Genomic DNA, 22,162 nt, shown 5'->3' with positions numbered 1-22,162 from the left:
CCGGCCGCGCGAATTAAGACGCGGCGTCCAAGCTTGTTGAGCAGGGAGAGAGTGATCCGATGGCGCGCAATATGCTCAACGGGGCCCAGGTCATCGTCGACTATTTGATCCAGGAGAAGGTGCCGCAGGTGTTCGGCCTGTGCGGCCACGGCAATATCCAGTTCATCGACGCGCTGTACGAGCGTTCCGACGACATCAAGACCATCTCGGTCCACCATGAGAGCGTCGCCGGGTTCATGGCGGACGTTTATTACCGCGTATCGGGGCGGCCGACCGCGACCTTCACCTCCTGCGGACCGGGCTCGGCCAATCTGCCGATCTCGCTCGGCAATGCGTTCCTCGATTCGGTGCCGTTCATGGCGGTGACCGGCAATGTGCCGACCAGCCAGTTCAATCGCGGGGCGTTTCAGGAATTGTATCGGCACTATCAGGCCGACTTTCCCTCCACTGTGCGTTCCTATTGCAAGAAGGTGTTCCAGCCGACGCGGGGCGAGATGGTGCCGCTCGCGGTTCGGCAAGCCTGGAAGACGATGATGTCGGGACGTCCGGGACCTGTCGTGCTGGATGTTCCCTTTGACGTGTTCATGGAGTCGGCCGCCGAGGAGGCGCCGAACGCGCAGGCCTGGAACGCCAACATCTCCAGCCGCTGCGGCGCCGATCCCGAGGGCGTGGTGAAGGCGGTCGATATGCTGCTCGGCGCCGAGCGGCCGGTGATGATCGTGGGGCAGGGCGTGCGTTATGGTGGCGCGGCCGAGGAATTGCTGAAGCTCGCCGAGCGGCTGCAGATTCCGGTGGCGGCATCGGCCAGCGGCCTTGGCGCGATCGATTGCAACCATCCGCTGGCGCTGGGGCTGGTCGCACGTGCCGGTCACTACCAGGCCAACCACGCGACGCGTCAGGCCGACGTGCTGCTGGCGATGGGGATGCGGTTCGACGATCGCACCTCGAGTTCGTGGATTCCCGGTTACTCCTTCACCATTCCGCCGACGCGGCTGATCCATGTCGACATCGATCCTGAAGAGATCGGCCGCAACTATCCGGTCGCGCTCGGGCTGATGGCCGACGTTCGGACGTTCCTGCGGCAGGTTCATGCCGAACTCGACCGCCGCGCCGATCTGACCAAGAAGGCCGACAGCCGCAAAAAATGGCTGGCGCAGATCGATACCTATCGCAAGGAGTGGGACAAGTTCGTCGCACCCGGATTTTCCGACGACACCATGCCGATCAATCCGCAGCGCGCTGCGCTTGAGATCGACAAGGCGCTGCCCGAGAATGCGATCCTGGTCAGCGACATCGGCGTGCACCACAATTGGCTGTTGAGTTTTTGCAAGCCGAAGCGGCCGGACTCGCTGATCGGTTCGATGGGATTTGGCCCGATGGGTTTTGGTGTCGCCGGCGTGATGGGCGCGAAATTCGCGGCGCCCGACCGGCCCTGCGTCTCCGTGTGCGGCGACGGCGCCTTCTTCATGCACGCCAATGTGCTGGGAACGGCCGTCGAATACAATCTGCCCGTGGTCTGGGTGGTCTGGAACAATTACGCCTATGCCTCGATCCGCGGCTTGCAGCGCGGCTATCTCGGCGGCCGTGAGCTCGCCACCGACTTCCACGATCCCGTGACCGGCCAGCGCTACAATCCGGATTTTGCCGCGATGGCGCGCTCCTGCGGCGTCGAGGGCGTGCGGGTCGATCGCGCCGGCGATATCGGCGAGGCCATCCGCAGGGGCATCGCCGCCAACAAGCCCTATCTGATCGACGTCGATATCGCCGCCGATATCAATCCCACCGGCGCCGGCGTCTGGGAATTGCCCGGCCTTGGCCAAAGCAAGGCGGGCATCGGCACCCGCTATCAGCCCGTCTGATATTACTTAAGGAGCGCGCATGTTGCTTGCAGGCAAGAAAGTCGTCGTCGTCGGTGGTTCCTCCGGCATCGGTCTTTCGACCGCGGAAATGGCCAAGCGCGAAGGCGCCGATGTGATTGTTTCGTCGCGGAATGTGGAGCGCCTCGACAAGGTTGCGGAAACGCTGAACGCGATCGCGATCCCGGCCGATGTCACCAGCGACGAAAGCATCGCAAAGCTGTTTCGCGCCTGCGGCCCGGTCGATCATGTCGTGGTCACGGCGGCCCAGCTTCGCACCGGTCCGTTCAAGACGGTCGCGATGGAGGACGTGCGGTCCACGATGGAAAGCAAGTTCTGGGGCGCCTGGCGGGTAGCGCGATCGGCCGAGATTCGCCCCGGCGGATCGCTGACGCTGGTCTCCGGCTTCCTCAGCGTTCGCCCGCGGCCGAATTCGGCCATCGTCAGTGCGGCCAATGGCGCGCTCGAATCATTGGCAAAAGCGCTGGCGCTCGAACTGGCGCCGGTGCGCGTCAATGCCGTCTCACCCGGCGTGATCGATACGCCGATCCGCGCCGCAATGCCGGAGGAGGCGCGCCGTGATATGCTCGCCAAAACCGCCGCGGCGTTGCCGGTCGGCCGGGTCGGGATCGGCGACGATATTGCGCGGCAGATATTGTCGTTCATGGCGAACGGCTTTGCGACGGGATCGATCGTCTACATCGACGGCGGCGCGCTGGTGATCTGATCGTCGCGGCAGCTTAAGGAGCACGACATGGCTTCAGAGGATCACGGCGCTTTCATCCGCAACATCGCCGAAGTGCCCTGGCGCGAATTCCCCAATCATTTTGGCGGCGCGCTGTCGAAACCGCTGGTCATGCCGGAGACGGCGGGCTCGCGTCACATCGACTACCGGATTTCGATGTACCAGCCGATGGCCCATGTCATCAGGCACAAGCACAAGATCCAGGAACAGATCTATCACGTGCTCGAGGGCGAGGGGCTGATGGAAATCGCCGGCAAGAACCACGTCGTGCGCAAGCACGATTTTATTTTCCTGCCGCCGGGCGTGGAACACGCCATCTCGAATTCCGGCCTGGTCGATCTGGTGTTCCTCGTCATCACATCACCGGTGACGGATGACGAGAAGCCGCTGTGACACGACGGCGACATTACGCCGCAAGGTCGAGCAGCAGGCACGATGAGCCTCTAATCAATACCTTGCGTCCGTTTGTCGTGAGGACCGGCACATCGCCGTTGATCGTGACGAGTCCAAGCGCAATCAGGCCTTGAACTGTGAATCGATTCATCCGCTGTGGCCGGGATGTGGCGTTGCGCAGATTCTTCAACACATCCCACTGGTCGGGCGTCAGATCGTAGTCGACTTCGTCGTTCATGGCGTCCAAAGACTCCTCGTATTCTCAAGGCGCGTGATAGCCGCCGCTCATGAAATTCATGCGACCACAACGAGTCAGGATTTGGACGTGCGATGATGCGCCGTCACATCATCGTGTCATTGGAATATATCAACTGTCGCGAATCGTGACATGCTGCATTGCGTCAAGGCGCCACAATCCTTAACCGCGCCGCACGCTGGCGCCGCCATCCACCGGCAACGTCACGCCGGTGATGAAACTTGCTTCGTCGGAGGCAAGAAACAGCGCGGCGTTGGCGACGTCCCAGCCGGTGCCCATCTTCTGACGCAGCGGAACCTTGCTGTCGCGCTCAGCTTCGACTTCGGCGCGGGTCTTCTTGAATTCGCGCGCGCGGGTATCCACCGCCATCGGCGTGTTCATCAGGCCGGGCAGGATCACGTTGGCGCGAATGCCATATTGCGCGTTCTGGTAGGCGAGCTGTTCGGTAAAGGCGATCATCGCCGACTTGGTCGCCTTGTAGGCGACGTATGGATAGGTGGTGATCGCCGCCATCGAGGAGATGTTGATGATGCTGCCGCTCTGTTGCTGTCGCATGATCGGGATCACATGCTTGGCGGCGAGGATGCAGCTCTTCAGATTGATCGCGACGCAACGGTCGAACGCTTCCTCGGTGATATCAAGCAGTTCGGCGTCGCCCCCGGACAGGCTGACGCCGACATTGTTGTGCAGGATATCGATGCGGCCCCAGCGGCCATGCGCATCCGCCACCATCGCCTTGATATCGGCATTCTTGGTGACGTCGGCCTTGAAGGCGATCGCCGTACCCTGTTTGGCCGCGATCAAGTCGACGGTCTCCTGCGCCGATTCGAAATGGTGATCGACGCACAGCACCCTGGCGCCCTCGCGCGCGAAGGTGAGCGCGGTGGCGCGGCCGTTGCCGATGCCCTCGCCGGGGCTCTGCCCGGCGCCGACGACGATGGCGACACGATCTTTCAGGCGCATTTCATTCCACTCCCGGGATCGGGTACTGTTGCAGTACGTCTTTGTAGTAGGGCTCGTTGTCCATCTTCATCGTCGCCAGCACGCGCACCACGGCGCAGTAGAACGCGATGGTGACAACGAGATCGGTCATGTGCTCGTCGGAGAGTTCCTGCTTGATCTCGGCGAAGGTCGCATCCGACATCGCAAGCTCGCGCACCATCTCGCGGGCGCCGCGCAGGATCGCTTTCGCCAGCGGTTCGAGGTTCGAGGGTTTTCCCTCGGTCTCGGCCATCATCGCGTTGATGTCGTCGTCGGTGACGCCGAACTCCTTGCCGATCTTCACATGATGGGTGAATTCATATTCCGATTTCTCCATCCAGCCGACCTGCAGGATCGCAAGCTCGCGCAGGCGCGGATCGAGCTTGCTCTGGAAGCGGATGTAGCCGCCGATGCCGTTGAAGGCGCGGGCCATGTCGGGCGAATTGACCAAGAGCTTGTGCAAATTGGTGTTGCGCTTGAGCATGTCGCGATATTCGGGGGCGACCTGGTCGGCTTCGAGATAGGGCAGGCGGGCCATTTTATTGTTTTCCTTATCTGGCAAGATCGTCCGGCACCGCCACCTCAGCCATAGAGCGCTTTATGCTCGCTCGCGTAATTGGCGTATGAATCCTTCATGCTCGCATGATTGAGCAGCATGGTGGCGACCGGCTTGTCGTCGGCGCCGAATACGGTGGTGCGCACCCACACGCTCTCGGTGCGGCGGCTGCCGCTCAAGGCGACGACCTCGCGCTCGGTCGTGTAATTCTCGCCGGCGAAAAGCGGCCCGCGCAGCAGACGGATTTCCTGGTCCGCGAACAGTCCAACGGCGGGACCGCGGATCGGCAGCCGGTCCTCGCGCGCGCGGTATTGAAACAGCACGCTCAGCATCTCCATGGGGATGATGGCCCGGCCCCAGGGATTCAATTCCTGCGAATAATACGCCGAAGGTTCGGTGATGACCTTCAGCTTCTCGGCCAGTGAAAACGGATAGAGATCGCCCATGTTCTGGTCGAAATCCATTTTCACGGTTTGCCGGCCGGTCTTCATGCCGACCTTGAGGTCGGCGAGAATTACGGGCTCAGTGAGCGGGTTCAATTCGCCGAGCCGTCGGTGAAGTGCGGTTTCCGTCCCATCGCCGCCGACGGACGCAGTGCCGCGCAAAATCTCGGTGCCGTCGCGTTTGGTCATGCCGATGGCGCAAACGGTCTGGCCCGGTTTCGGCTTTTCGATGTTGGCCTGGACCTCCTCGCCTTCGAAAGCGGGATTGCGATAATGCGCCGAAAGGCAGCCGGTCTCGAACCAGGCCTGGCCCCAGATCCGTTCGCACAGCGGCGCGAACTGGCTGAAATGGGTCGGGCCTTCGATGGTGCCGCCCTTGAAGCCGAGCTTTTGCGCCGTCGCGTCGTCATGGATCGAGGCGTGGGAATCGTAGACCTGCGCCTGCAGCATCTGCTTTGGGCCCCGCCACGGCCCGACGAGCACATCGCCGCTCTCCAGTATCTCGGTCGTGAATGCCGCTTCTGTCATCTCTGAGGTTTCCTTGACTCTTTCGTTTGCCGTCCAGCGTTTCAAAGAAGACAGGTTTCGGCAAGGGTGCGACCGCAATCCACATCGCAGCCGAGATATGTCCTGCCGCCATGCATTCAGGCTGGGCACGCATAGCAAAACCGGTGCATTCTGGCTCTAATTAGACCGGTTCAAAACAGCCGGCACAGAAAAGCGCGACGGGGAGCGAAAAATGGCGTTGATGGAAGTTGGGCTGGACGACAAGTACCGGCTGGATGCGAAACGCATCTTTCTTTCCGGTACGCAGGCACTGGTCCGGTTGCCCATGTTGCAGCGCGAACGCGACCGCGCGCAGGGACTCAACACCGCGGGCTTCATCTCGGGTTATCGCGGTTCACCGCTCGGCATGTACGATCACGCGCTGTGGCGTGCGAAATCCTTCCTTAGGGAACACAACATCGAGTTCGCGCCCGGCCTCAACGAGGATCTGGCGGCGACGGCGGTGTGGGGCAGCCAGCAGGTCGGAATGTTTCCGGGTGCCAAGGTCGATGGCGTGTTTGGCATCTGGTATGGCAAGGGTCCCGGCGTCGATCGCTCGATGGACGCGCTCAAGCATGCCAACTCGGCCGGCACTTCGCCCAATGGCGGCGTGATTGCGCTGGCCGGCGACGATCATGGTTGCCAGTCCTCGACGCTAGCCCATCAGAGCGAACAGGTATTTGCGGCGGCATTGATGCCGGTCGTCAACCCTGCGACGCTGCAGGATTATCTCGACCTTGGGATTCTTGGGTTTGCGCTTTCGCGTTACTCGAGCTGCTGGGTCGGGTTCAAGGCGATTTCCGAGACGGTCGAAAGCTCGGCCTCGATCGTCAGCGATCCCGATCGCATCAAGATCATCATCCCTACCGATTTCGACATGCCGCCGGGCGGGCTTGGCATCCGCTGGCCGGACGCGCCGCTGGAGCAGGAGCGCAGGCTTCACGGCCCGAAGATGCAGGCGGTCGCCGCCTTCACCCGCGTCAATCGCTTCGATCGCATCGTGCTGGATTCCAAGCCGGCGCGGCTCGGCATCATGGCGACCGGCAAGGCCTATCTCGACCTGCGCCAGGCGTTGGCCGATCTTGGTATTACCGACGCCGAAGCGCAGGCGCTGGGACTGCGCATCTACAAGGTCGCGCTGACCTGGCCGCTGGAGGAGCACGGCGCACGCGCGTTCGCCGAAGGCCTGCAGGACGTGCTTGTGGTCGAGGAGAAGCGCGGCTTCATCGAGGATCAGCTGCTACGCATCCTCTACAATGTCGATGCTATGAGGCGCCCCTCGGTGGTCGGCAAGCGCGACGAGACCGGCGCGATGCTGCTGCCAAGCGAAGGCGAACTCACGCCCACCGTGGTCGCCGCGGCCGTGGTGGCGCGGCTCCGCCGGCTCGGCCATCGCAGCCCGGCGTTGGAACAGCGCCTCGCCAAGCTCGAAGCGTTCGACCGGCCCGCGGAGGGCATTGGTGCTGCAAAGCTGCAGCGGACGCCGTATTTCTGCTCGGGCTGCCCGCACAATACCTCCACCAAAGTGCCTGAGGGCAGCCGCGCGATGGCCGGCATTGGCTGTCACGGCATGGCGCTCTCGGTGCCGAACCGCCGCACCGCGACGATCTCGCATATGGGCGCCGAAGGCGTCACCTGGATCGGGCAGGCGCCGTTCACCAGCGAACAGCACGTGTTCCAGAATCTCGGCGACGGTACTTACACCCATTCGGGGCTACTGGCGCTGCGCGCGGCTTCCGCCGCCGGCGTCAACATCACCTACAAGATCCTCTATAATGATGCGGTGGCGATGACCGGCGGCCAGCCGGCCGAGGGCGGCCTGACCGTGTCGCAGATCGCGCATCAGGTTTCCGCCGAAGGCGCCAAGCGGCTTGCGATCGTCTCGGACGAGCCCGAGAAATATCCCAGCAATTATTTTCCCGCGGGCGCCACCGTTCACCACCGCCGTGAGCTCGACGCCGTGCAGAAGGAGCTGCGCGACGTCAAGGGCCTTTCGGTTCTGATTTACGACCAGACCTGCGCCGCCGAAAAGCGCCGCCGCCGCAAGCGCGGGCTTTATCCGGATCCGCCGAAGCGTGTCTTCATCAATGAGCGCGTCTGCGAAGGCTGCGGCGACTGCTCGGTCGCCTCCAATTGCGTCTCGGTACAGCCGCTGGAAACCGAACTCGGCCGCAAGCGCCGGATCGACCAGTCGAACTGCAACAAGGACTTTTCCTGCATCGAGGGCTTTTGTCCGAGTTTCGTCACCGTGCATGGCGGCAAGCTGCGGAAGGCCGATCGCACCGCGGCCGATCCGTCGGCATTGTTCGCCGACCTGCCGCTACCGAAACTGCCGGCGCTGGACGGCGCGTTCAACATTCTCGTCACCGGCATCGGCGGCACCGGCGTCATCACCATCGGTGCATTGCTCGGCATGGCCGCGCATGTCGACGGCAGGGCCTGCTCGACGCTCGACTTCACGGGATTGTCGCAGAAGAACGGCGCGGTCATGAGCCACGTCCGCATCGCGCCGTCTGCTGACGATCTCGCCAATGTCCGGATCGGGCCCGGCACCGCCAACCTCATTCTCGGCTGCGACATCGTCGTCGCCACCAGCATTCCGGCGCTGAGCCGGGCCGAGCGCGGCCTGACGCGCGCGATCGTCAACGCCGATCTGTTGCCGACCGCAAGTTTTGTCATTGATCCCGATATCGATTTCCAGGCCGGCGCGATGCGGGACTCGCTCAACGAGGCCGTCAGCGCCAGCGATCTCGATATTCTGGACGCGACCGGTCTCGCCTCGTCCCTGATGGGCGACAGCATCGCGACCAACTCCTTCATGCTCGGTTTTGCATTCCAGCGCGGCGCGATTCCGCTGTCGCTGGAAGCGATCATGAAGGCGATCGACCTCAACGGCGCGGCGATCGAGATGAACAAGCTCGCGTTCTCCTGGGGCCGGCTTGCCGCGCACGACCTGCAACGTGTGGTCAGCGCCGCGCGCTTCAAGGCGCAGGGCACAGCCCCGGTCAAACGGACGCTGGACGAGACCATCGCTCACCGTGCTGGCTTCCTGACCGACTACCAGAACGAGGCCTATTCGAAGCGCTACCTTGCCGAGGTCGCGCGCGTTCGTGCCGCCGAAGCCAAGGCGTCGCCTGCAGCGCAGGACCTCACCGAAGCCTTTGCAAAGGGCCTGTTCAAGCTGATGGCCTACAAGGACGAGTATGAGGTGGCCCGGCTTTATTCCGACGGCGAATTTGCCAGAGCGCTGAAGGAGCAGTTCGACGGCGACGCGAGCGTCAAAGTCAGCCTGGCGCCGCCCTTGCTGGCGCGCCGCGACAAGGTCACCGGGCATTTGCGCAAGCGTGAATTCGGTGGCTGGATCCTCAAGGCGTTCGATGTCTTGACGCGCTTCAAATTCCTGCGCGGCACCGCGTTCGATCCGTTCGGCTATACCTCCGAGCGCCGGATGGAGCGGGCACTGCCGGGCGAATATTCTGACATGATCCTCCGCCACCTCGACACGGCCAAACCGCAGGACTGGCCGCGGCTGGTGGCGCTGGCGAAAATGGCTGACCTCGTGCGCGGCTACGGCCACATCAAGGAGGCCAATGTCGCGCGCTACCGCCAGGAATGCGCGCGGCTGGAGGGCACGATCGGTCAGCCGGTTGCGCAAGCCGCGGAATAGGTTCCGGGCGACCGGCCGCGGATTTTTCGCGGCCGGCGTAGTTAGCGGGTAACCTTGCCGAAAATTTCGGCTGGAAAAGGCCCTGCCGGCTTCCTACATGATGGTCTCAGTTACCTTTATTTTTATTCATTTCAGGAGGCCCATAATGGTCCTGAAAAGCGCTTTAGCTGCAGCGGTTTGCACGGGGTTTTTGGCATTGGCCGGCGCCGCGACGGCGGCCGAGTATCGTCCGGGTGAGTTGCTCAGCCTTGATCTTCCCAGCGCCGTATTGTCGCCCAAGCGGATCGGGCCGGAGGCGCGGTTCGGACCGGTTCGGATCGAGGCAAGGTCGGAGGACACGGAGGCGGATCTGGATTCGACCATCTGGCCCAAGCTGCCGCCACGCAAGGCGCATGTCGCCAAATCTCAGGCCGAGAAGACCAGCACTGAGGCGCCGCGTGCCGCAGCGCGTGCGAAGCTGGCGAAGCCGCGCCACAATCTGCTCGATGCGCAGGCGCGCGATACCCGGATTCAAACCTGGCCGTGCAGGTCCGGCGGCATCTGCAACTGGCAGCGATAGCGGCGGTCGATCAGGGCTTTCCGATCAGAAAGAATACAGCCACGATCAGCACGGAGAGCGTCGTGATCACGCCGAGCACGGCTGCGGCGATCGCCGGCAATTGATGCGAATCCAGCCATCGTTGCAACGCGTTGCCCATCGCTCTCCCTGACCTGATCTTGATTTGCCCAGCGCCTTGCGGGCAGTCTATTTATAGCGATCTATCCCACGCAATCCAATGCCGTCCATGCGGCTTTCGTCTTCCCCGCGACACTTTACGCCTTTGGGAGCATTCAATGGAAAATCTGCAAACGCAGGGCATTGCCCTGCCGAGGCTTGGGCTTGGCACCTTTCGCCTGCAGGGCGATGCCTGCCGCGCCGCGGTTGAAAGCGCGATTGCGCTGGGCTACCGGCATCTCGACACCGCGGAAATGTACGGCAATGAGGAGGCGATTGGCGCAGCCATCGCGGCCTCGCGCATCGCCCGCAAGGACCTGCATGTCACCACCAAGGTCTGGAACGAAAACCTGGCGCCGGCCGCGATCCGCCGGGCTTTCGATGCTTCCCTGAAGAAACTGCGGCTCGATCAGGTCGATCTCTATCTGGTGCACTGGCCGTCACGAGATATGAACCTGCCGGCGATCTTCGAAACGCTGATGAAGCTGAAGCAGGAAGGCCGCACCCGCGCCATCGGGGTCGCCAATTTCAACATCGCGCTCTTGAAAACCGTGGTCGAGGAGATCGAGGCTCCGATTGCCTGCAACCAGGTCGAATACCACGCGATGCTGGATCAGACAAAGCTGCGCCAATATCTCACCGCCAAATCGATTCCGCTGGTTGCTTATTGCCCGCTGGCGCAGGGCCGCGTGGCGTCGGACGAAGTTTTGACCGCAATCGGGCGCAAGCATGATGCCAGCGCCGCACAGGTGGCGCTGAAATGGTTGCTCGACCAGGACGGCGTCGCCGCGATCCCGAAGGCCTCGCGCGCCGAAAGCCAAAAGGCCAATCTCGACGCGCTGAAGCTGCGGCTTGATGACGACGATCGAAAAGCAATCGCGGCCTTGCCGAAGGACAAACGTTGTGTAAATCCCGCCTTCGGGCCGGCGTGGGATTGAAGGCGATTCCTCCTTTTCCGTCCGCCGGAATTCAAGGTTTTTCGCTACACACGGGCTGAGGTCCAGTCCATACTGGGTGGCGTCAAAGGGAGGTCTAGAAAATGCGTGAAGCTGTTATCGTTTCCTATGCACGTACGGGGCTGGCGAAGTCCGGCCGCGGCGGGTTCAATATCACCCCTCCGATGTCGATGGCGGCCCACGCCATCAAGCACGCGGTCGAGCGCGCCGGCGTCGAGAAGGACTACGTCGAGGACTGCTATCTCGGCAATTGCGCGCACGGCGCGCCCAATATCGGCCGCCAGGCGGCGCTGCTCGCCGGCATGCCAAAGTCGACGGCCGGCGTTTCGGTCAACCGCTTCTGTTCCTCGGGGCTGCAGACCATCGCGATGGCCGCCAACTCGATCCGCTCGGACGGCGCCGACTGCATCGTGGCCGGCGGCGTTGAAAGCATCTCGATTCCCGGCGGCGGTTCGCCCAAGGAATCGATCGATCCGGATCTGCTCAAGACCGCGCCCGACATCTTCATGGCGATGATCGATACCGCCGACATCGTCGCCGAGCGCTACAAGCTCAGCCGCGAATACCAGGACGAATATTCGCTGGAATCGCAGCGTCGCATGGCCGCCGCCCAGCAGGCCAACAAGTTCAAGGACGAAATCGTCCCGATGAAGACCAGGATGAAGGTGGTCGACAAGGCGACGAAAGCGGAAAGCATCGTCGACTACACGGTCGATCGCGACGAGTGCAACCGTCCCGAGACCACCATGGAAGGCCTTGCCAAGCTCGAGCCGGTCAAGGGTGCCGGCAAATACGTTACCGCCGGCAATGCCAGCCAGCTTTCGGATGGCGCGGCGGCTGTCGTGCTGATGGAAGCCAAGGATGCCGAAAAGCGCGGCCTGCAGCCGCTCGGCCGTTTCGTTGCCTGGGCGGCGGCGGGCTGCGAGCCGGACGAGATGGGCATCGGCCCGATCTTCGCCGTGCCGAAGCTGTTGAAGCGTCATGGCCTCAAGATCGACGACATCGACATCTGGGAACTGAACGAAGCCTTCGCCAGCCAGTGCCTGTATTCCCGCGACAAGCTCGGCATCGACCCCGAGAAGTACAATGTCAACGGCGGCTCGATTGCGATCGGTCATCCCTTCGGCATGACTGGCGCGCGGCTCACCGGCCACATCCTGCAGGAAGGCCGTCGCCGCAAGGCGAAGTGGGGCGTCGTCACCATGTGCATCGGTGGTGGCCAGGGCGGCGCAGGCCTGTTCGAAATCTACAGCTGATCGGCCGTTACAAGCGGCTTTGCTGAAGAAGCTGAACGATCATACGAACAAAGAAAATGGCTCCGCGAGGAGCCATTTTCCGTTGAGACGCAAGTTTCGTTGGGCGCAAGCCTCAGTAACGATGCCTCTTGATGATCACGGTCTTGTTGTGGTGACCATGACCACGATGTCCGCGATGGTAGCCGCGGTCACGATGCCCGCGGTATTCGGCGCGTGCACCGTGAGAGTGGTGATGGCCTTGGTGATAACCGCCGCCACGCTTGATCACAACGGTCTGTGCGCTTGCAATCGACGGCACCCCGATGATGATCGCGCCAAGCGCGGCCAAAATTAATCCAAACTTCTTCATTACTTGTCCTCTCCATTGAGCGGATAGAACAGCGCATCGGCGTGAACGTTCCGACGGAACTTGAAGAGAATTATGAATGTCTGTTCAGCCGCGATTGACTCGAACAGCGGCGCGCATTGGTTCCGCGCCCCAGTGAATTTCTTTAGTCCAATGACTCGCACTTCGCGACATTACGTTCCGCCGCTGCTCTGGACGTCGTCGCTGCCAGCCGCGATCCCACGGGCCGGCGGGCCGCACGGTCATTGATACCCGTCTGGGTTGATCGTGGGCATGCGCCGGCTTGCGGAAAGCCCGGTCCCGGCGCATCATCACGCCATAAAAATCATCTGGGGGAGCGATGCCATGAGCGGGTTTTCACGCCGTGATTTTCTAAGCCTGTCAGGATCGGCCGCGGTCGCTGCGATGTCCGCACCGGCCAATGCCGCGATGGGCCCGAACGACAAGTTCGACCTCGTGATCAAGGGCGGCGATGTGCTCGATCCCAGCCAGTCGTTGCGGGGAAAACGTGATATCGGCATTCGCTGGGGCATGATCGAGGCAGTTGAGGCCGATATTCCGGCCGCACGCGCCTCGAAGACCATCGACGCTGCCGGCAAACTGGTGACGCCGGGATTGATCGACCTGCACTCCCATGTCTATCCCTATGGCTCGGCGATCGGCATTCCCGCCGACGAATTGGTGCAGGCCCAGGCAACGACGACAGTCGTGTCGGCGGGGGACGCCGGCGTCAACAATATCGCCGCGCTGCGCCGCTACATCGTGGCGCAATCCCGCGCACGGATTTACGCCTTCGTCCATATTGCCAATCATGGACTGTCGGGTTTTCCGGTCGCCGAACTATACAATATCGATCACGCGCAGCTCGACGCCTGCGCCATGGCGCTGGCCGAGAATCCGGATTTCCTGCTCGGCGTCAAAGTCCGGATGTCGGAGAACGTCATCGCCAGGCACGGCCTCGAACCACTGAAGCGAGCGATAAAGGCCTGCGAGATGTGCGGCTGGCCGGCCAAGATGATGGTGCATATCGGCGGCGTCGAGACCAGGGAGTTGATGTCGCAGATTCTCGATCTGCTGCGGCCGGGCGACGTGCTGACCCATGCCTATTCCGGCGCACCGAACATCGGCGGCGTGTTCACCAACATCGTGCAGGATGGCAAGCTGCTGCCGGCTGCGCTTGCCGCCAAGCAGCGCGGCGTGATGTTCGACGTCGGGCATGGCGGCGGCAGTTTCGATTTCACGGTGGCTGAGCCTGCGATCGCGGGCGGCTGCCCGCCCGACACGATCTCGTCCGACATCCATGTCTTCTCCGGCAACTCGCCCGGCATGCCGTATCTGCCGAATGTGATGAGCAAGTTCATCCCGCTCGGATTTACCGTGGAGCAGGTGGTGGCGATGGCAACTTCGGCGCCGGCCAAGATCATCAACCGCGCACCGAAGATCGGCACGCTGCAGATCGGCGCGCCCGGCGACGTCGCGATCATGGAGCTGGTGGAGGCGCAGGTCTCGTTCGTCGACACCCGCAACAACAAGCGCGAGGGCAAGCTGCTGCTGAAACCGGTTCAGACCGTGATCAACGGCGTGCCGTTCGGGAGGCCGTATCAGGCGCCGTTCGCGGTGAGGTGAGGGGTGCTGTCCAGGATCGGGAGATTGGATTGCTTCGTCGCGTACGCTCCTCGCAATGACGTGGAGAAATTTAACCTCGTCATTGCGAGCGAAGCGAAGCAATCCATCTTTCGAGCGGTCGAAATCTCATATCGGGAGTTGCGTTGCGCTCGCGCACCTCAACTGCGCGCCCGCTTCTCCACATTGGCGCTGCGCTCGGGCACGCCGAACTCCTTGCGGCAGACGTCCGCCAGCACGGCGACGCCTTCGCGGATCTGCTCATGGGAGGGACTGGCAAAGCACAGGCGCAAGCGGCTGCCGGCATAGGACTTGTCGGTCGACCATTCCGGCCCCGGGTTGATGGCGACGCCGGCGGCCAATGCAGCCTGATACAGTTTCAGCGTATCGACATTGTCGGGGAGTTTGACCCACAGGAAGATGCCACCCTTGGGATCCTCGAACTCGGCTGAGGTGCCGAACTGCTCGTTGAGCGCCTCCATCAGCGTGTCGAGCTTGGCGCGCAGGCCGCGTGTCAGCTTCGGCACGTGGGTTTCGAAATGCGGCGTGCAATATTCCGCCAGCACCATCTGCTCCAGCGCGCCGGAGCCGGCATCGGTCTTCAGCGCCAGCATCCGCGACATCATCTCCCAGGGCGCGACGATGAATCCGACCCGCAGCGCCGGCGCGATCGATTTGGAGAACGAGCCGATATGGATGACGCCGCCTTGCTTGCTCATCGCATAGATCGCGGGCGGGCGCTGGCCGTTCCAGATCAGGTCGGCGTAGCAATCGTCCTCGAAGATCGGCACGCCGTATTCCTGCGACAGTTTTATCATTTCGGCGCGCCGCGCCTCCGGCAGGATCGAGCCGGTCGGGTTCTGCACGGTCGGGATGGTGTAGATGTATTTCGGCATGATGCCGCGGCGCTTGTGGTCGGCCAGAACAGCCGCCAGCGCATCCATCCGCATGCCCTCGTCGTCGAGGGGAATGCCGACCGTCTTGACGCCGAGCCGGGTCAGCCGGCTCAGCGAGCCCTGATAGGTCTCCTGTTCGATCAGCACGGTATCGCCGCGCGCCAGCAGCGTCGCGTTGACGAGGTCGAGCGCCTGCAGCGAACCGGAGACGATCATGACATCGTCGGCGGTGCAGCCGATGCCGGCATCGCGCTTGAGTTTCCTGGTGAGGAATTCGCGCAGGGGGCGGTAGCCCTGCGGGCCGCTGGCGAGGCCGTAGGTTGCAAGCGTCTTGCCCTCGCGCTGGAGCACGGCGGTGAGCGCCTCGATCAGGCCATCGACCGGCACCTGGTCGGGATCATTGTTGCCGCCGACGAAACTGTATTTGGCCAGACCCGTCCACCGCGCCGCCGGCGCCGGCAGTCCGGCCGGCAGCAATGGTGCGAAATCAAAGATCGATGCGGTAGACATTGGACATTCACTCCCGTTTTGCTTTTTGTTGAGAGGACTGCTGGCGCGGCCCTCCGGCATTTGGTCTAATTCTTGTCGATGATCTTAGTCGGTCGCCGCCGAGGGATGAAAGCGGAATGTCTGCTATCGATGCTGCCCGATACGGTGGGGTGCCGGCCGGGACCACGGTCAAGGAACCTTCCAATTCTGCTCGATACTGCCGGCTGCCTGCGCCTGCGCGTCCGGTTTGTAAAGGATCGACAGGCAGGCAAGAATCGCTAGAAAGAGACCTGTAAGGCGGATGTGACACATTGCTCGTTTGACCGTTGCGCCCCTGCCTCTAGGTTGCAATGAGGAAAAGTCAGGAAATATGCACGAGCTTATCGGCGATATCACTTTATGCATCCTGTTTGCCTGGGTGCTTGGTTTGCTGGCGCATTTTACCCGGCAACCGCTGATCCTCGCCTACCTTATCGCCGGGTTTGTCATCGGTCCATTCGGCATGAAATGGGTCCATTCCAAGGACTCGATTCACGTCATCTCCGAACTCGGCCTGATCTTCATGCTGTTCATGATCGGGCTGGAAATCGACCTGAAAAAGATCGTGCGCGCCGGCAAGGTCATCCTGTTCGCCGCGGGCGGGCAATTGGTCGGCGGCTGCCTGCTCGGGATCCTGTTTTTTTGGGGGATCGGACTGTCGATGGGGGCGGGCCGTTTCGACGCGCTGTATCTCTGCGTCGCCTGCGCGCTCTCCTCAACCGTTATCATCGTCAAGGTGCTGTACGAGAAGCGTGAGCTCGATACGCTGCCCGGTCGCATCACGCTCGGCGTATTGGTGCTGCAGGACATCTTCGCGATCCTGTTCCTCGCCGTGCAGCCGAGCCTCGACAATCTTCAGGTGAGCGTGATCCTGATCTCGATCGGCCGGGTCGGCGTGCTGGTGGCGACCGCTTTGGTACTGAGCCGCTACGTGCTGCCGCGGCTGTTTCACCAGATCGCGCGCCGCCCTGAGTTGATCCTGCTCGGCGCGCTGGCCTGGTGCTTCCTGATCGGCGAGATCGCCGAGAAGCTGCATCTGTCGCGCGAGATGGGTTCGCTCGTCGCCGGTGTCTCGCTCTCGACATTCCCCTATGCGCTCGACGTCACCGCCAAGGTGACGACGCTGCGCGATTTCTTCATCACGCTGTTCTTCGTGGCCTTGGGCATGACCATTCCCATTCCCGGCCCGTCGGTGATCGGGCTGGCGCTGTTGATTGCGGCCTTCACCGTGGTGAGCCGCGTGGTGACGACATTTGTGCCGCTCTATCTGATGAAGCAGGGTCTGCGCGCCAGCCTGTTGCCGGCGATCAATCTGGCGCAGATTTCGGAGTTTTCGCTGGTCGTGATCCAGACCGGTGTCGTCGCGAACCATATCGGGACCGAGACGTCGAGCGCGGCGTCGTTCGCCTTCGTCATTTTGGCCGTGATCAGCACCTTCGTGATGGGCAAGAGCGATGAGATCACGCGGGCTCTGATCGGTCCAATGAAGAAGATCGGGCTGCGCGATCTCGATCACGGCCAGGGCGAGGCCGGACATGAGGGCGGCCATGAGGCACGCCGTATCGTCATTCTCGGCTTCTTCCGCGCCGCGAGCGCGCTGCTCGCTGAAATCGAGCGGCAGAATCCGCTCGTGCTCGAACAGATCACCGTGATCGATTTCAATCCCAATGTGTTCCGGACGCTGGCCGATCGCGGTCTGCACGTGATCTATGGCGATATCAGCAATGTCGATACGCTGCTCCATGCCGGTATCGGCAAGTCGGAACTGATCATCCTGAGCGTGCCGGACTCGCTCCTGAAGGGCGCCAACAACGAGAAACTGGTCCGGCACGTGCGCACCCTCAACCCGACCGCAAAAATCGTCGCGACCGCGGATCTTTTGTCCGACGTCAACGACCTTTACGCAGCCGGCGCCGATTACGTCACCGTGACCCGGCTCAGCGATGCTCACGAACTCTATACCGTGATCGAGGCCGCCGCCGCCGACCTGCTGGGAGACAAGCGCGCCGAAATGGATGCACTGCTCGCCGAGCGCAAGGAAGTGCTGCCGTAAGGCTGTCTGTCGCTCTATCTCCGTAAGCGGAGAGATGACGGACAGGCGCCGCGGGGATCAGAGTCTCCCAAGTCTCCATTTGAACCGAACTTAATACAACCGACACTGACTATTGCACGGCGAGCAGCCATTCTTTTGGCGGCTGCGAACACTCGTCTCAACCGAAGGAAAGCGTCGAAATGATCCGGTCCGATCGTGAAGCGCCGGCCCGGAAGGCTCGGCCTTTCGCGCGGACGGGCGGGAGCGATGCAGCCAAGGCGCTCGCCATCGGATTGCTGCTCGCCCCGCTCGGCGGCCTGGCGGGAGCGCTGATGCTGGTCGTGCCGATGTATCTGATCGACGGAATCGATTTTCCGTTTCCCGACTTTCTGAGGTTCCTCGCTCTCGCCGGTATTTCGTTCGGCGCGCTACTCGCGGCGCCGACCACACTGATCGCCCTGCCGGTCGCGGCCTATTCGTCCGCGGGATGGCAAGGCAGGCGCGTACCGGGACTGACTGCCGTCGGCTTCACCGCGGGAGCGCTGAGCATGATGCTCCTGGTGCTGCTGACATTGAAGCCGCATGAGACCGTTTACGCGGCCCGCGCGCTTGGCGCCATGGGCGTCGGCGGAGCGGCGGGCGCCCTGTGCGGGGCCGTCCTGGGTTTGGCGATGCGCCAGCCGGATTGAAGCGCGGAAATGCCCATCAGCAGGCGGATATCGTTCTCGTCATCAAACAGGACGCGCGGTTCGGGCCCGTCGCTGGCCGCGTCGTCCACGCTGTTCGGTTGCCTGATGGCGGGAACGGCTGCGATCCTGTTTCAGCTGACGCTCGGCACGCTTGTCGTTGCGTACACGCCGGTTGTGCCTTGGATCATGGGGGTGTTCCTGCTCGGTTTGCCGCTGGCTATAGGCGTCACGCGATCCCGGCCCGGCCTGTGCATGCCTGCAGTCGCGATCATGACATTGACGGGCGTGTCGCCGGCCTTTGTCGTGGATGCGCCGTTGTGGGGCCGCACCGTCAATCTGCGTCTGGTCGACGATATTCCTGAAGGTGTCGGCGTCGCCGGCTACGCCGCGCCGCGCTGGCGCATTGCTACCGAGTTCGCAGGGGAGGCCCGCATGAGCGGCGGCCGCGGCAGCAAGGGTTACGGCACCCGCCGTCTTGCGCCGCTGGTAGGCGAGGGCTGGAGACCCGAGCTTCCCGTTGAAGTCTGGGTCGCGGGCGAAGTCAGGGATTCCGGACGCGTTCTCGCCTCGCATCCGCAATTCTGGAACGAATCCGGCGGTGAATATGTCCGGTTCGTGGGCGTTGCCGTATCCGGCGCGCAGATCATCGCGCGCGACGCGGCCAAGAAACTCGGCCTCAAGACACTGGATGAGCCGCTCATCGTGACGCGCGCTCCCTCGGTTGCAGGCGCCCTCGCAGAGCAATACCGGGCCATTGCGCGCACCGCAGCTGTGCCCTTGCTGGGGTGGGCCTTCTGCATCCTCCTTGCTGCAGGCTTCTCCAAATGGCGCGAGCAGCGACGGCGGTGAATTGGTAGGGCTACAGGCTGCTCTCAGCGGCTGGTACGCCATCGGCGGGAGCGGGGTGCGCCAGGCCCGCGACCCCTGCCATCAGGGCGAACCCCGCCCGTGCCACCCGGTGGAAATTCAACCGAAAACGCATATGTCCCTTCCCCGAATGGTGCTTCTTGTTTTTATGGGTGCGACCATGGCGATTGAAGCCGGGCCCGGTCAATGGTTTCCTGCATGCCGATTTCGTACAGCGAAACGTCGCAGGCGACGTCCTGCCCTGCGTATTGATGCTGGCGCGGGCCCATGAGTCCGGCTAATGCACTCCCTGTCCAAAGCGAGAATTTGAGAAAATGGCCGATACGATCCAGGAAGTTCTGCAAGCCTTTGCCAACGGCGAACTCGTCGTCGTCACCGATGATGACGACCGGGAGGGTGAGGGCGATTTGATCGTCGCGGCCTCGCTCTGCACCGCCGAGAAAATGGCGTTCATCATCCGCCACACCTCCGGCATCGTCTGCGCGCCGATCACGCAGGAAGAGGCGCGCCGGTTCCGGCTCGACCCGATGGTCGCGCATAATGATTCCAACCACACCACCGCCTTCACGGTCTCGATCGACTACAAGCCCGATGGCGGCACCGGGATTTCGGCGGACGAGCGCGCCTCCTGCTGCCGGGCGCTGGCCAACCCGAATGCCGGCGCCAGTGATTTTGCCCGGCCCGGTCATATCTTTCCGCTGATCGCCCGCGACGGCGGCGTGCTGCTGCGTTCCGGTCATACCGAGGCCGCGGTCGATCTCTGCAAGCTCTCCGGCCTGCCGCCGGTCGGCGTCATCTCCGAGTTGATGAACGACGACGGCACCGTGATGAAGGGCGTGCAGGTCGCAAAATTCGCCGCCACCCACAAGCTCAAGCACGTCACGATCGCTGACATGATCGCCTACCGTCAGGCGCGCGAGAAGCTGATCGAGCGGGTCGCGACCTTTACGACGGATAGCCCCATAGGTCCGCTGCAGGGCTACGCCTACCGTTCGCCGTTCGATGAGATCGCGCATGCCGCCTTCGTCTATAACGGCATCGGCGACGGCAAGAACGTGCTGACGCGGCTGCACAAGCCCAACATCGTCAAGGATCTGTTCACCGGCCAGGCGCGCATGCAGATCGTGCTGAACCACTTCAAGCAGGCCGGCCGCGGCGTGCTGGTGTATTTGCGCGACGGCGCCGCCGGCGTTCCGGTCGAGCCGGTCGGCGAACAGAAATCCGCCGAGGCCGATCGTAACCGGCAATGGCGTGAAGTCGGCGTCGGTGCGCAAATATTGCGCGATCTCGGCATCACTTCGATCCGGCACCTGACGTCGTCGGTCCATGACTACAAGGGACTGTCCGGTTTCGGGATCGAGATCGTCTCCAACGAACGGCTCGAAGGATAACGCGCGAGTCGTTCCGGGGCGATGCAAAGCATCGAACCCGGAATCTCGAGATTCCGGGTCTGGTGCTTGCGCACCATCCCGGAATGACGATGATGCCCAATTCAATTGCGCTTCGGACGATAGCGCACTAATTTGGCCGCCAATTCCAATGAGGACAGTGATGCGAAAGGGATTTTTATGAGCGTGCGCCCTCAGTCCAAGGACAAACCGACATCCGCGGGTTTCCAGTGGGACGATCCGTTCCTGCTCGACGAGCAGCTTACCGAAGACGAACGCATGATCCGCGACACCGCGCGTGCCTATGCGCAGGACAAGCTGCTGCCGCGCGTCACCAAGGCCTATCTCGAGGAAAAGACCGATCGCGAGATCTTCAACGAGATGGGCGAACTCGGCCTGATCGGCATCACGCTGCCGGAAGAATATGGCTGCGCCAGTGCAAGCTATGTCGCCTATGGCCTGGTGGCGCGCGAGATCGAGCGCGTCGATTCCGGCTATCGCTCGATGAACTCCGTGCAGTCCTCGCTGGTGATGCACCCGATCTACGCCTATGGCGACGACAGCCAGCGCAAGAAATATCTGCCCAAGCTCGCGACCGGCGAATGGGTCGGCTGCTTCGGCCTGACCGAGCCGGATGCCGGCTCCGATCCCGGCGGCATGAAGACCCGCGCCGAGAAGGTCTCCGACGGCTACAAGCTGACCGGCAGCAAGATGTGGATTTCCAACGCGCCGATCGCCGACGTCTTTGTCGTCTGGGCGAAATCGGCCGCGCATGACAACCAGATCCGCGGGTTTATCCTGGAAAAAGGCATGAAGGGCCTGTCGGCGCCGAAAATCGGCGGCAAGCTTTCGCTGCGCGCCTCGATCACCGGCGAGATCGTGATGGACGGCGTGGTGGTGCCGGAGAGCGCGCTGTTGCCCAACGTGTCCGGCCTGAAGGGGCCGTTCGGCTGCCTCAACCGCGCCCGCTACGGCATCTCCTGGGGCGTGATGGGCGCCGCCGAAGACTGCATGGCGCGCGCGCGGCAATACACGCTCGAGCGCAAGCAGTTTGGCCGGCCGCTGGCCGCAACCCAGCTGGTGCAGAAGAAGCTCGCCGACATGCAGACCGAGATCTCGCTGGGCCTGCAGGCGTCGTTGCGCGTCGGCCGCCTCATGGATGAGGGCAAGGTGGCGCCGGAGATGATCTCGATCGTCAAGCGCAACAATTGCGGCAAGGCGCTCGACATCGCGCGCGTCGCCCGCGACATGCACGGCGGCAACGGCATCCAGATCGAATATCACGTGATGCGCCACTCTTCGAACCTGGAAACCGTCAACACCTATGAAGGCGCCCACGACGTCCACGCCCTGATTTTGGGCCGCGCGATCACGGGCATCCAGGCGTTTTCGTAAACCTCTTGCTCGTCATTCCGGGGCGATG

The 22,162-nt window shown here is 62.6% G+C and carries 20 protein-coding genes; 13 read left to right on the top strand and 7 right to left on the bottom strand.

Annotated features, from left to right (window positions below; all coding sequences use genetic code 11):
• Positions 1-59 precede the first annotated feature (59 nt).
• The 3 genes from JQ629_RS13910 to JQ629_RS13900 are packed head-to-tail and all read left to right on the top strand — an operon-like array spanning position 60 to position 2,994.
• Entirely contained in the window at positions 60-1,859 is a 1,800-nt protein-coding gene (locus JQ629_RS13910) for a thiamine pyrophosphate-binding protein (RefSeq protein WP_212413166.1), read from the top strand.
• A gap of 19 nt (positions 1,860-1,878) precedes the next feature.
• Entirely contained in the window at positions 1,879-2,583 is a 705-nt protein-coding gene (locus JQ629_RS13905) for an SDR family oxidoreductase (RefSeq protein WP_212385854.1), read from the top strand.
• 27 nt (positions 2,584-2,610) lie between these two features.
• Positions 2,611-2,994 carry a cupin domain-containing protein gene (locus JQ629_RS13900; RefSeq protein ID WP_211999114.1) on the top strand — a complete coding sequence of 128 codons (384 nt, stop codon included), beginning with the start codon at positions 2,611-2,613 and terminating at the stop codon, positions 2,992-2,994.
• A 13-nt stretch (positions 2,995-3,007) separates the two neighbouring features.
• Here JQ629_RS13900 and JQ629_RS13895 read toward each other — a convergent pair whose 3' ends face one another.
• From JQ629_RS13895 to JQ629_RS13880, 4 genes are all read right to left on the bottom strand, one after another.
• On the bottom strand, positions 3,008-3,232 hold the full coding sequence (locus JQ629_RS13895; protein ID WP_212413165.1) for a hypothetical protein: 225 nt from the start codon (positions 3,230-3,232) through the stop codon (positions 3,008-3,010).
• A gap of 180 nt (positions 3,233-3,412) precedes the next feature.
• Entirely contained in the window at positions 3,413-4,213 is an 801-nt protein-coding gene (locus JQ629_RS13890) for an SDR family NAD(P)-dependent oxidoreductase (protein ID WP_212413164.1), read from the bottom strand.
• Between the two features lies 1 nt (position 4,214).
• The gene (locus tag JQ629_RS13885) at positions 4,215-4,769 is read right to left on the bottom strand and encodes a carboxymuconolactone decarboxylase family protein (protein WP_212413163.1); all 555 of its coding nucleotides are present in this window, start codon (positions 4,767-4,769) and stop codon (positions 4,215-4,217) included.
• A gap of 44 nt (positions 4,770-4,813) precedes the next feature.
• Positions 4,814-5,758: a hotdog family protein gene (locus JQ629_RS13880; protein ID WP_212413162.1), complete on the bottom strand. Its 945-nt coding sequence runs from the start codon at positions 5,756-5,758 to the stop codon at positions 4,814-4,816.
• A 211-nt stretch (positions 5,759-5,969) separates the two neighbouring features.
• On the opposite strand from JQ629_RS13880, the gene JQ629_RS13875 reads away from it, so the two are divergent.
• Positions 5,970-9,443: an indolepyruvate ferredoxin oxidoreductase family protein gene (locus JQ629_RS13875; protein ID WP_212413161.1), complete on the top strand. Its 3,474-nt coding sequence runs from the start codon at positions 5,970-5,972 to the stop codon at positions 9,441-9,443.
• Positions 9,444-9,588: 145 nt separating this feature from the next.
• The gene (locus tag JQ629_RS13870) at positions 9,589-10,002 is read left to right on the top strand and encodes a hypothetical protein (protein ID WP_212413160.1); all 414 of its coding nucleotides are present in this window, start codon (positions 9,589-9,591) and stop codon (positions 10,000-10,002) included.
• 10 nt (positions 10,003-10,012) lie between these two features.
• Here the strand turns inward: JQ629_RS13870 and JQ629_RS37510 are convergent, their stop codons facing one another.
• Entirely contained in the window at positions 10,013-10,141 is a 129-nt protein-coding gene (locus JQ629_RS37510; protein WP_283813476.1) for a hypothetical protein, read from the bottom strand.
• Between the two features lie 136 nt (positions 10,142-10,277).
• Between JQ629_RS37510 and JQ629_RS13865 the strand changes: the two genes are divergently transcribed.
• Together JQ629_RS13865 and JQ629_RS13860 are read left to right on the top strand one after the other, a co-directional pair.
• A complete protein-coding gene (locus JQ629_RS13865) occupies positions 10,278-11,096 on the top strand; it encodes an aldo/keto reductase (RefSeq protein WP_212413159.1) in 819 nt (272 codons plus the stop codon).
• Between the two features lie 101 nt (positions 11,097-11,197).
• On the top strand, positions 11,198-12,370 hold the full coding sequence (locus tag JQ629_RS13860; protein ID WP_212385862.1) for an acetyl-CoA C-acyltransferase: 1,173 nt from the start codon (positions 11,198-11,200) through the stop codon (positions 12,368-12,370).
• A 112-nt stretch (positions 12,371-12,482) separates the two neighbouring features.
• Here JQ629_RS13860 and JQ629_RS13855 read toward each other — a convergent pair whose 3' ends face one another.
• Entirely contained in the window at positions 12,483-12,719 is a 237-nt protein-coding gene (locus tag JQ629_RS13855) for a hypothetical protein (RefSeq protein WP_211999123.1), read from the bottom strand.
• Positions 12,720-13,061: 342 nt separating this feature from the next.
• On the opposite strand from JQ629_RS13855, the gene JQ629_RS13850 reads away from it, so the two are divergent.
• Complete coding sequence (locus JQ629_RS13850; protein ID WP_212413158.1) at positions 13,062-14,342, top strand: amidohydrolase family protein; 1,281 nt, start codon at positions 13,062-13,064, stop codon at positions 14,340-14,342.
• Between the two features lie 158 nt (positions 14,343-14,500).
• Here the strand turns inward: JQ629_RS13850 and JQ629_RS13845 are convergent, their stop codons facing one another.
• Positions 14,501-15,745 carry an aminotransferase-like domain-containing protein gene (locus JQ629_RS13845; protein WP_212413157.1) on the bottom strand — a complete coding sequence of 415 codons (1,245 nt, stop codon included), beginning with the start codon at positions 15,743-15,745 and terminating at the stop codon, positions 14,501-14,503.
• Between the two features lie 349 nt (positions 15,746-16,094).
• On the opposite strand from JQ629_RS13845, the gene JQ629_RS13840 reads away from it, so the two are divergent.
• From JQ629_RS13840 to JQ629_RS13820, 5 genes are all read left to right on the top strand, one after another.
• Positions 16,095-17,816 (top strand): cation:proton antiporter, encoded by a 1,722-nt coding sequence (locus JQ629_RS13840; RefSeq protein ID WP_212413156.1) that lies wholly within the window; start codon positions 16,095-16,097, stop codon positions 17,814-17,816.
• Between the two features lie 179 nt (positions 17,817-17,995).
• Complete coding sequence (locus JQ629_RS13835; protein ID WP_212413155.1) at positions 17,996-18,484, top strand: hypothetical protein; 489 nt, start codon at positions 17,996-17,998, stop codon at positions 18,482-18,484.
• 9 nt (positions 18,485-18,493) lie between these two features.
• Positions 18,494-19,333: a hypothetical protein gene (locus tag JQ629_RS13830; RefSeq protein ID WP_212413154.1), complete on the top strand. Its 840-nt coding sequence runs from the start codon at positions 18,494-18,496 to the stop codon at positions 19,331-19,333.
• A gap of 332 nt (positions 19,334-19,665) precedes the next feature.
• Positions 19,666-20,742, top strand: a complete 1,077-nt coding sequence (gene ribB, locus JQ629_RS13825) for a 3,4-dihydroxy-2-butanone-4-phosphate synthase (protein ID WP_212413153.1) — start codon at positions 19,666-19,668, stop codon at positions 20,740-20,742.
• A gap of 177 nt (positions 20,743-20,919) precedes the next feature.
• Positions 20,920-22,134 carry an acyl-CoA dehydrogenase gene (locus JQ629_RS13820; RefSeq protein WP_212214143.1) on the top strand — a complete coding sequence of 405 codons (1,215 nt, stop codon included), beginning with the start codon at positions 20,920-20,922 and terminating at the stop codon, positions 22,132-22,134.
• Positions 22,135-22,162 lie beyond the last annotated feature (28 nt).

Origin of the sequence: Bradyrhizobium sp. AUGA SZCCT0222, assembly GCF_018130205.1 — a bacterium.
In the GTDB taxonomy this organism is placed as follows: Bacteria; Pseudomonadota; Alphaproteobacteria; order Rhizobiales; family Xanthobacteraceae; genus Bradyrhizobium.
Note: the sequence above shows the minus strand (reverse complement) of the source record. Positions and strands in the feature narration are given on the sequence as shown.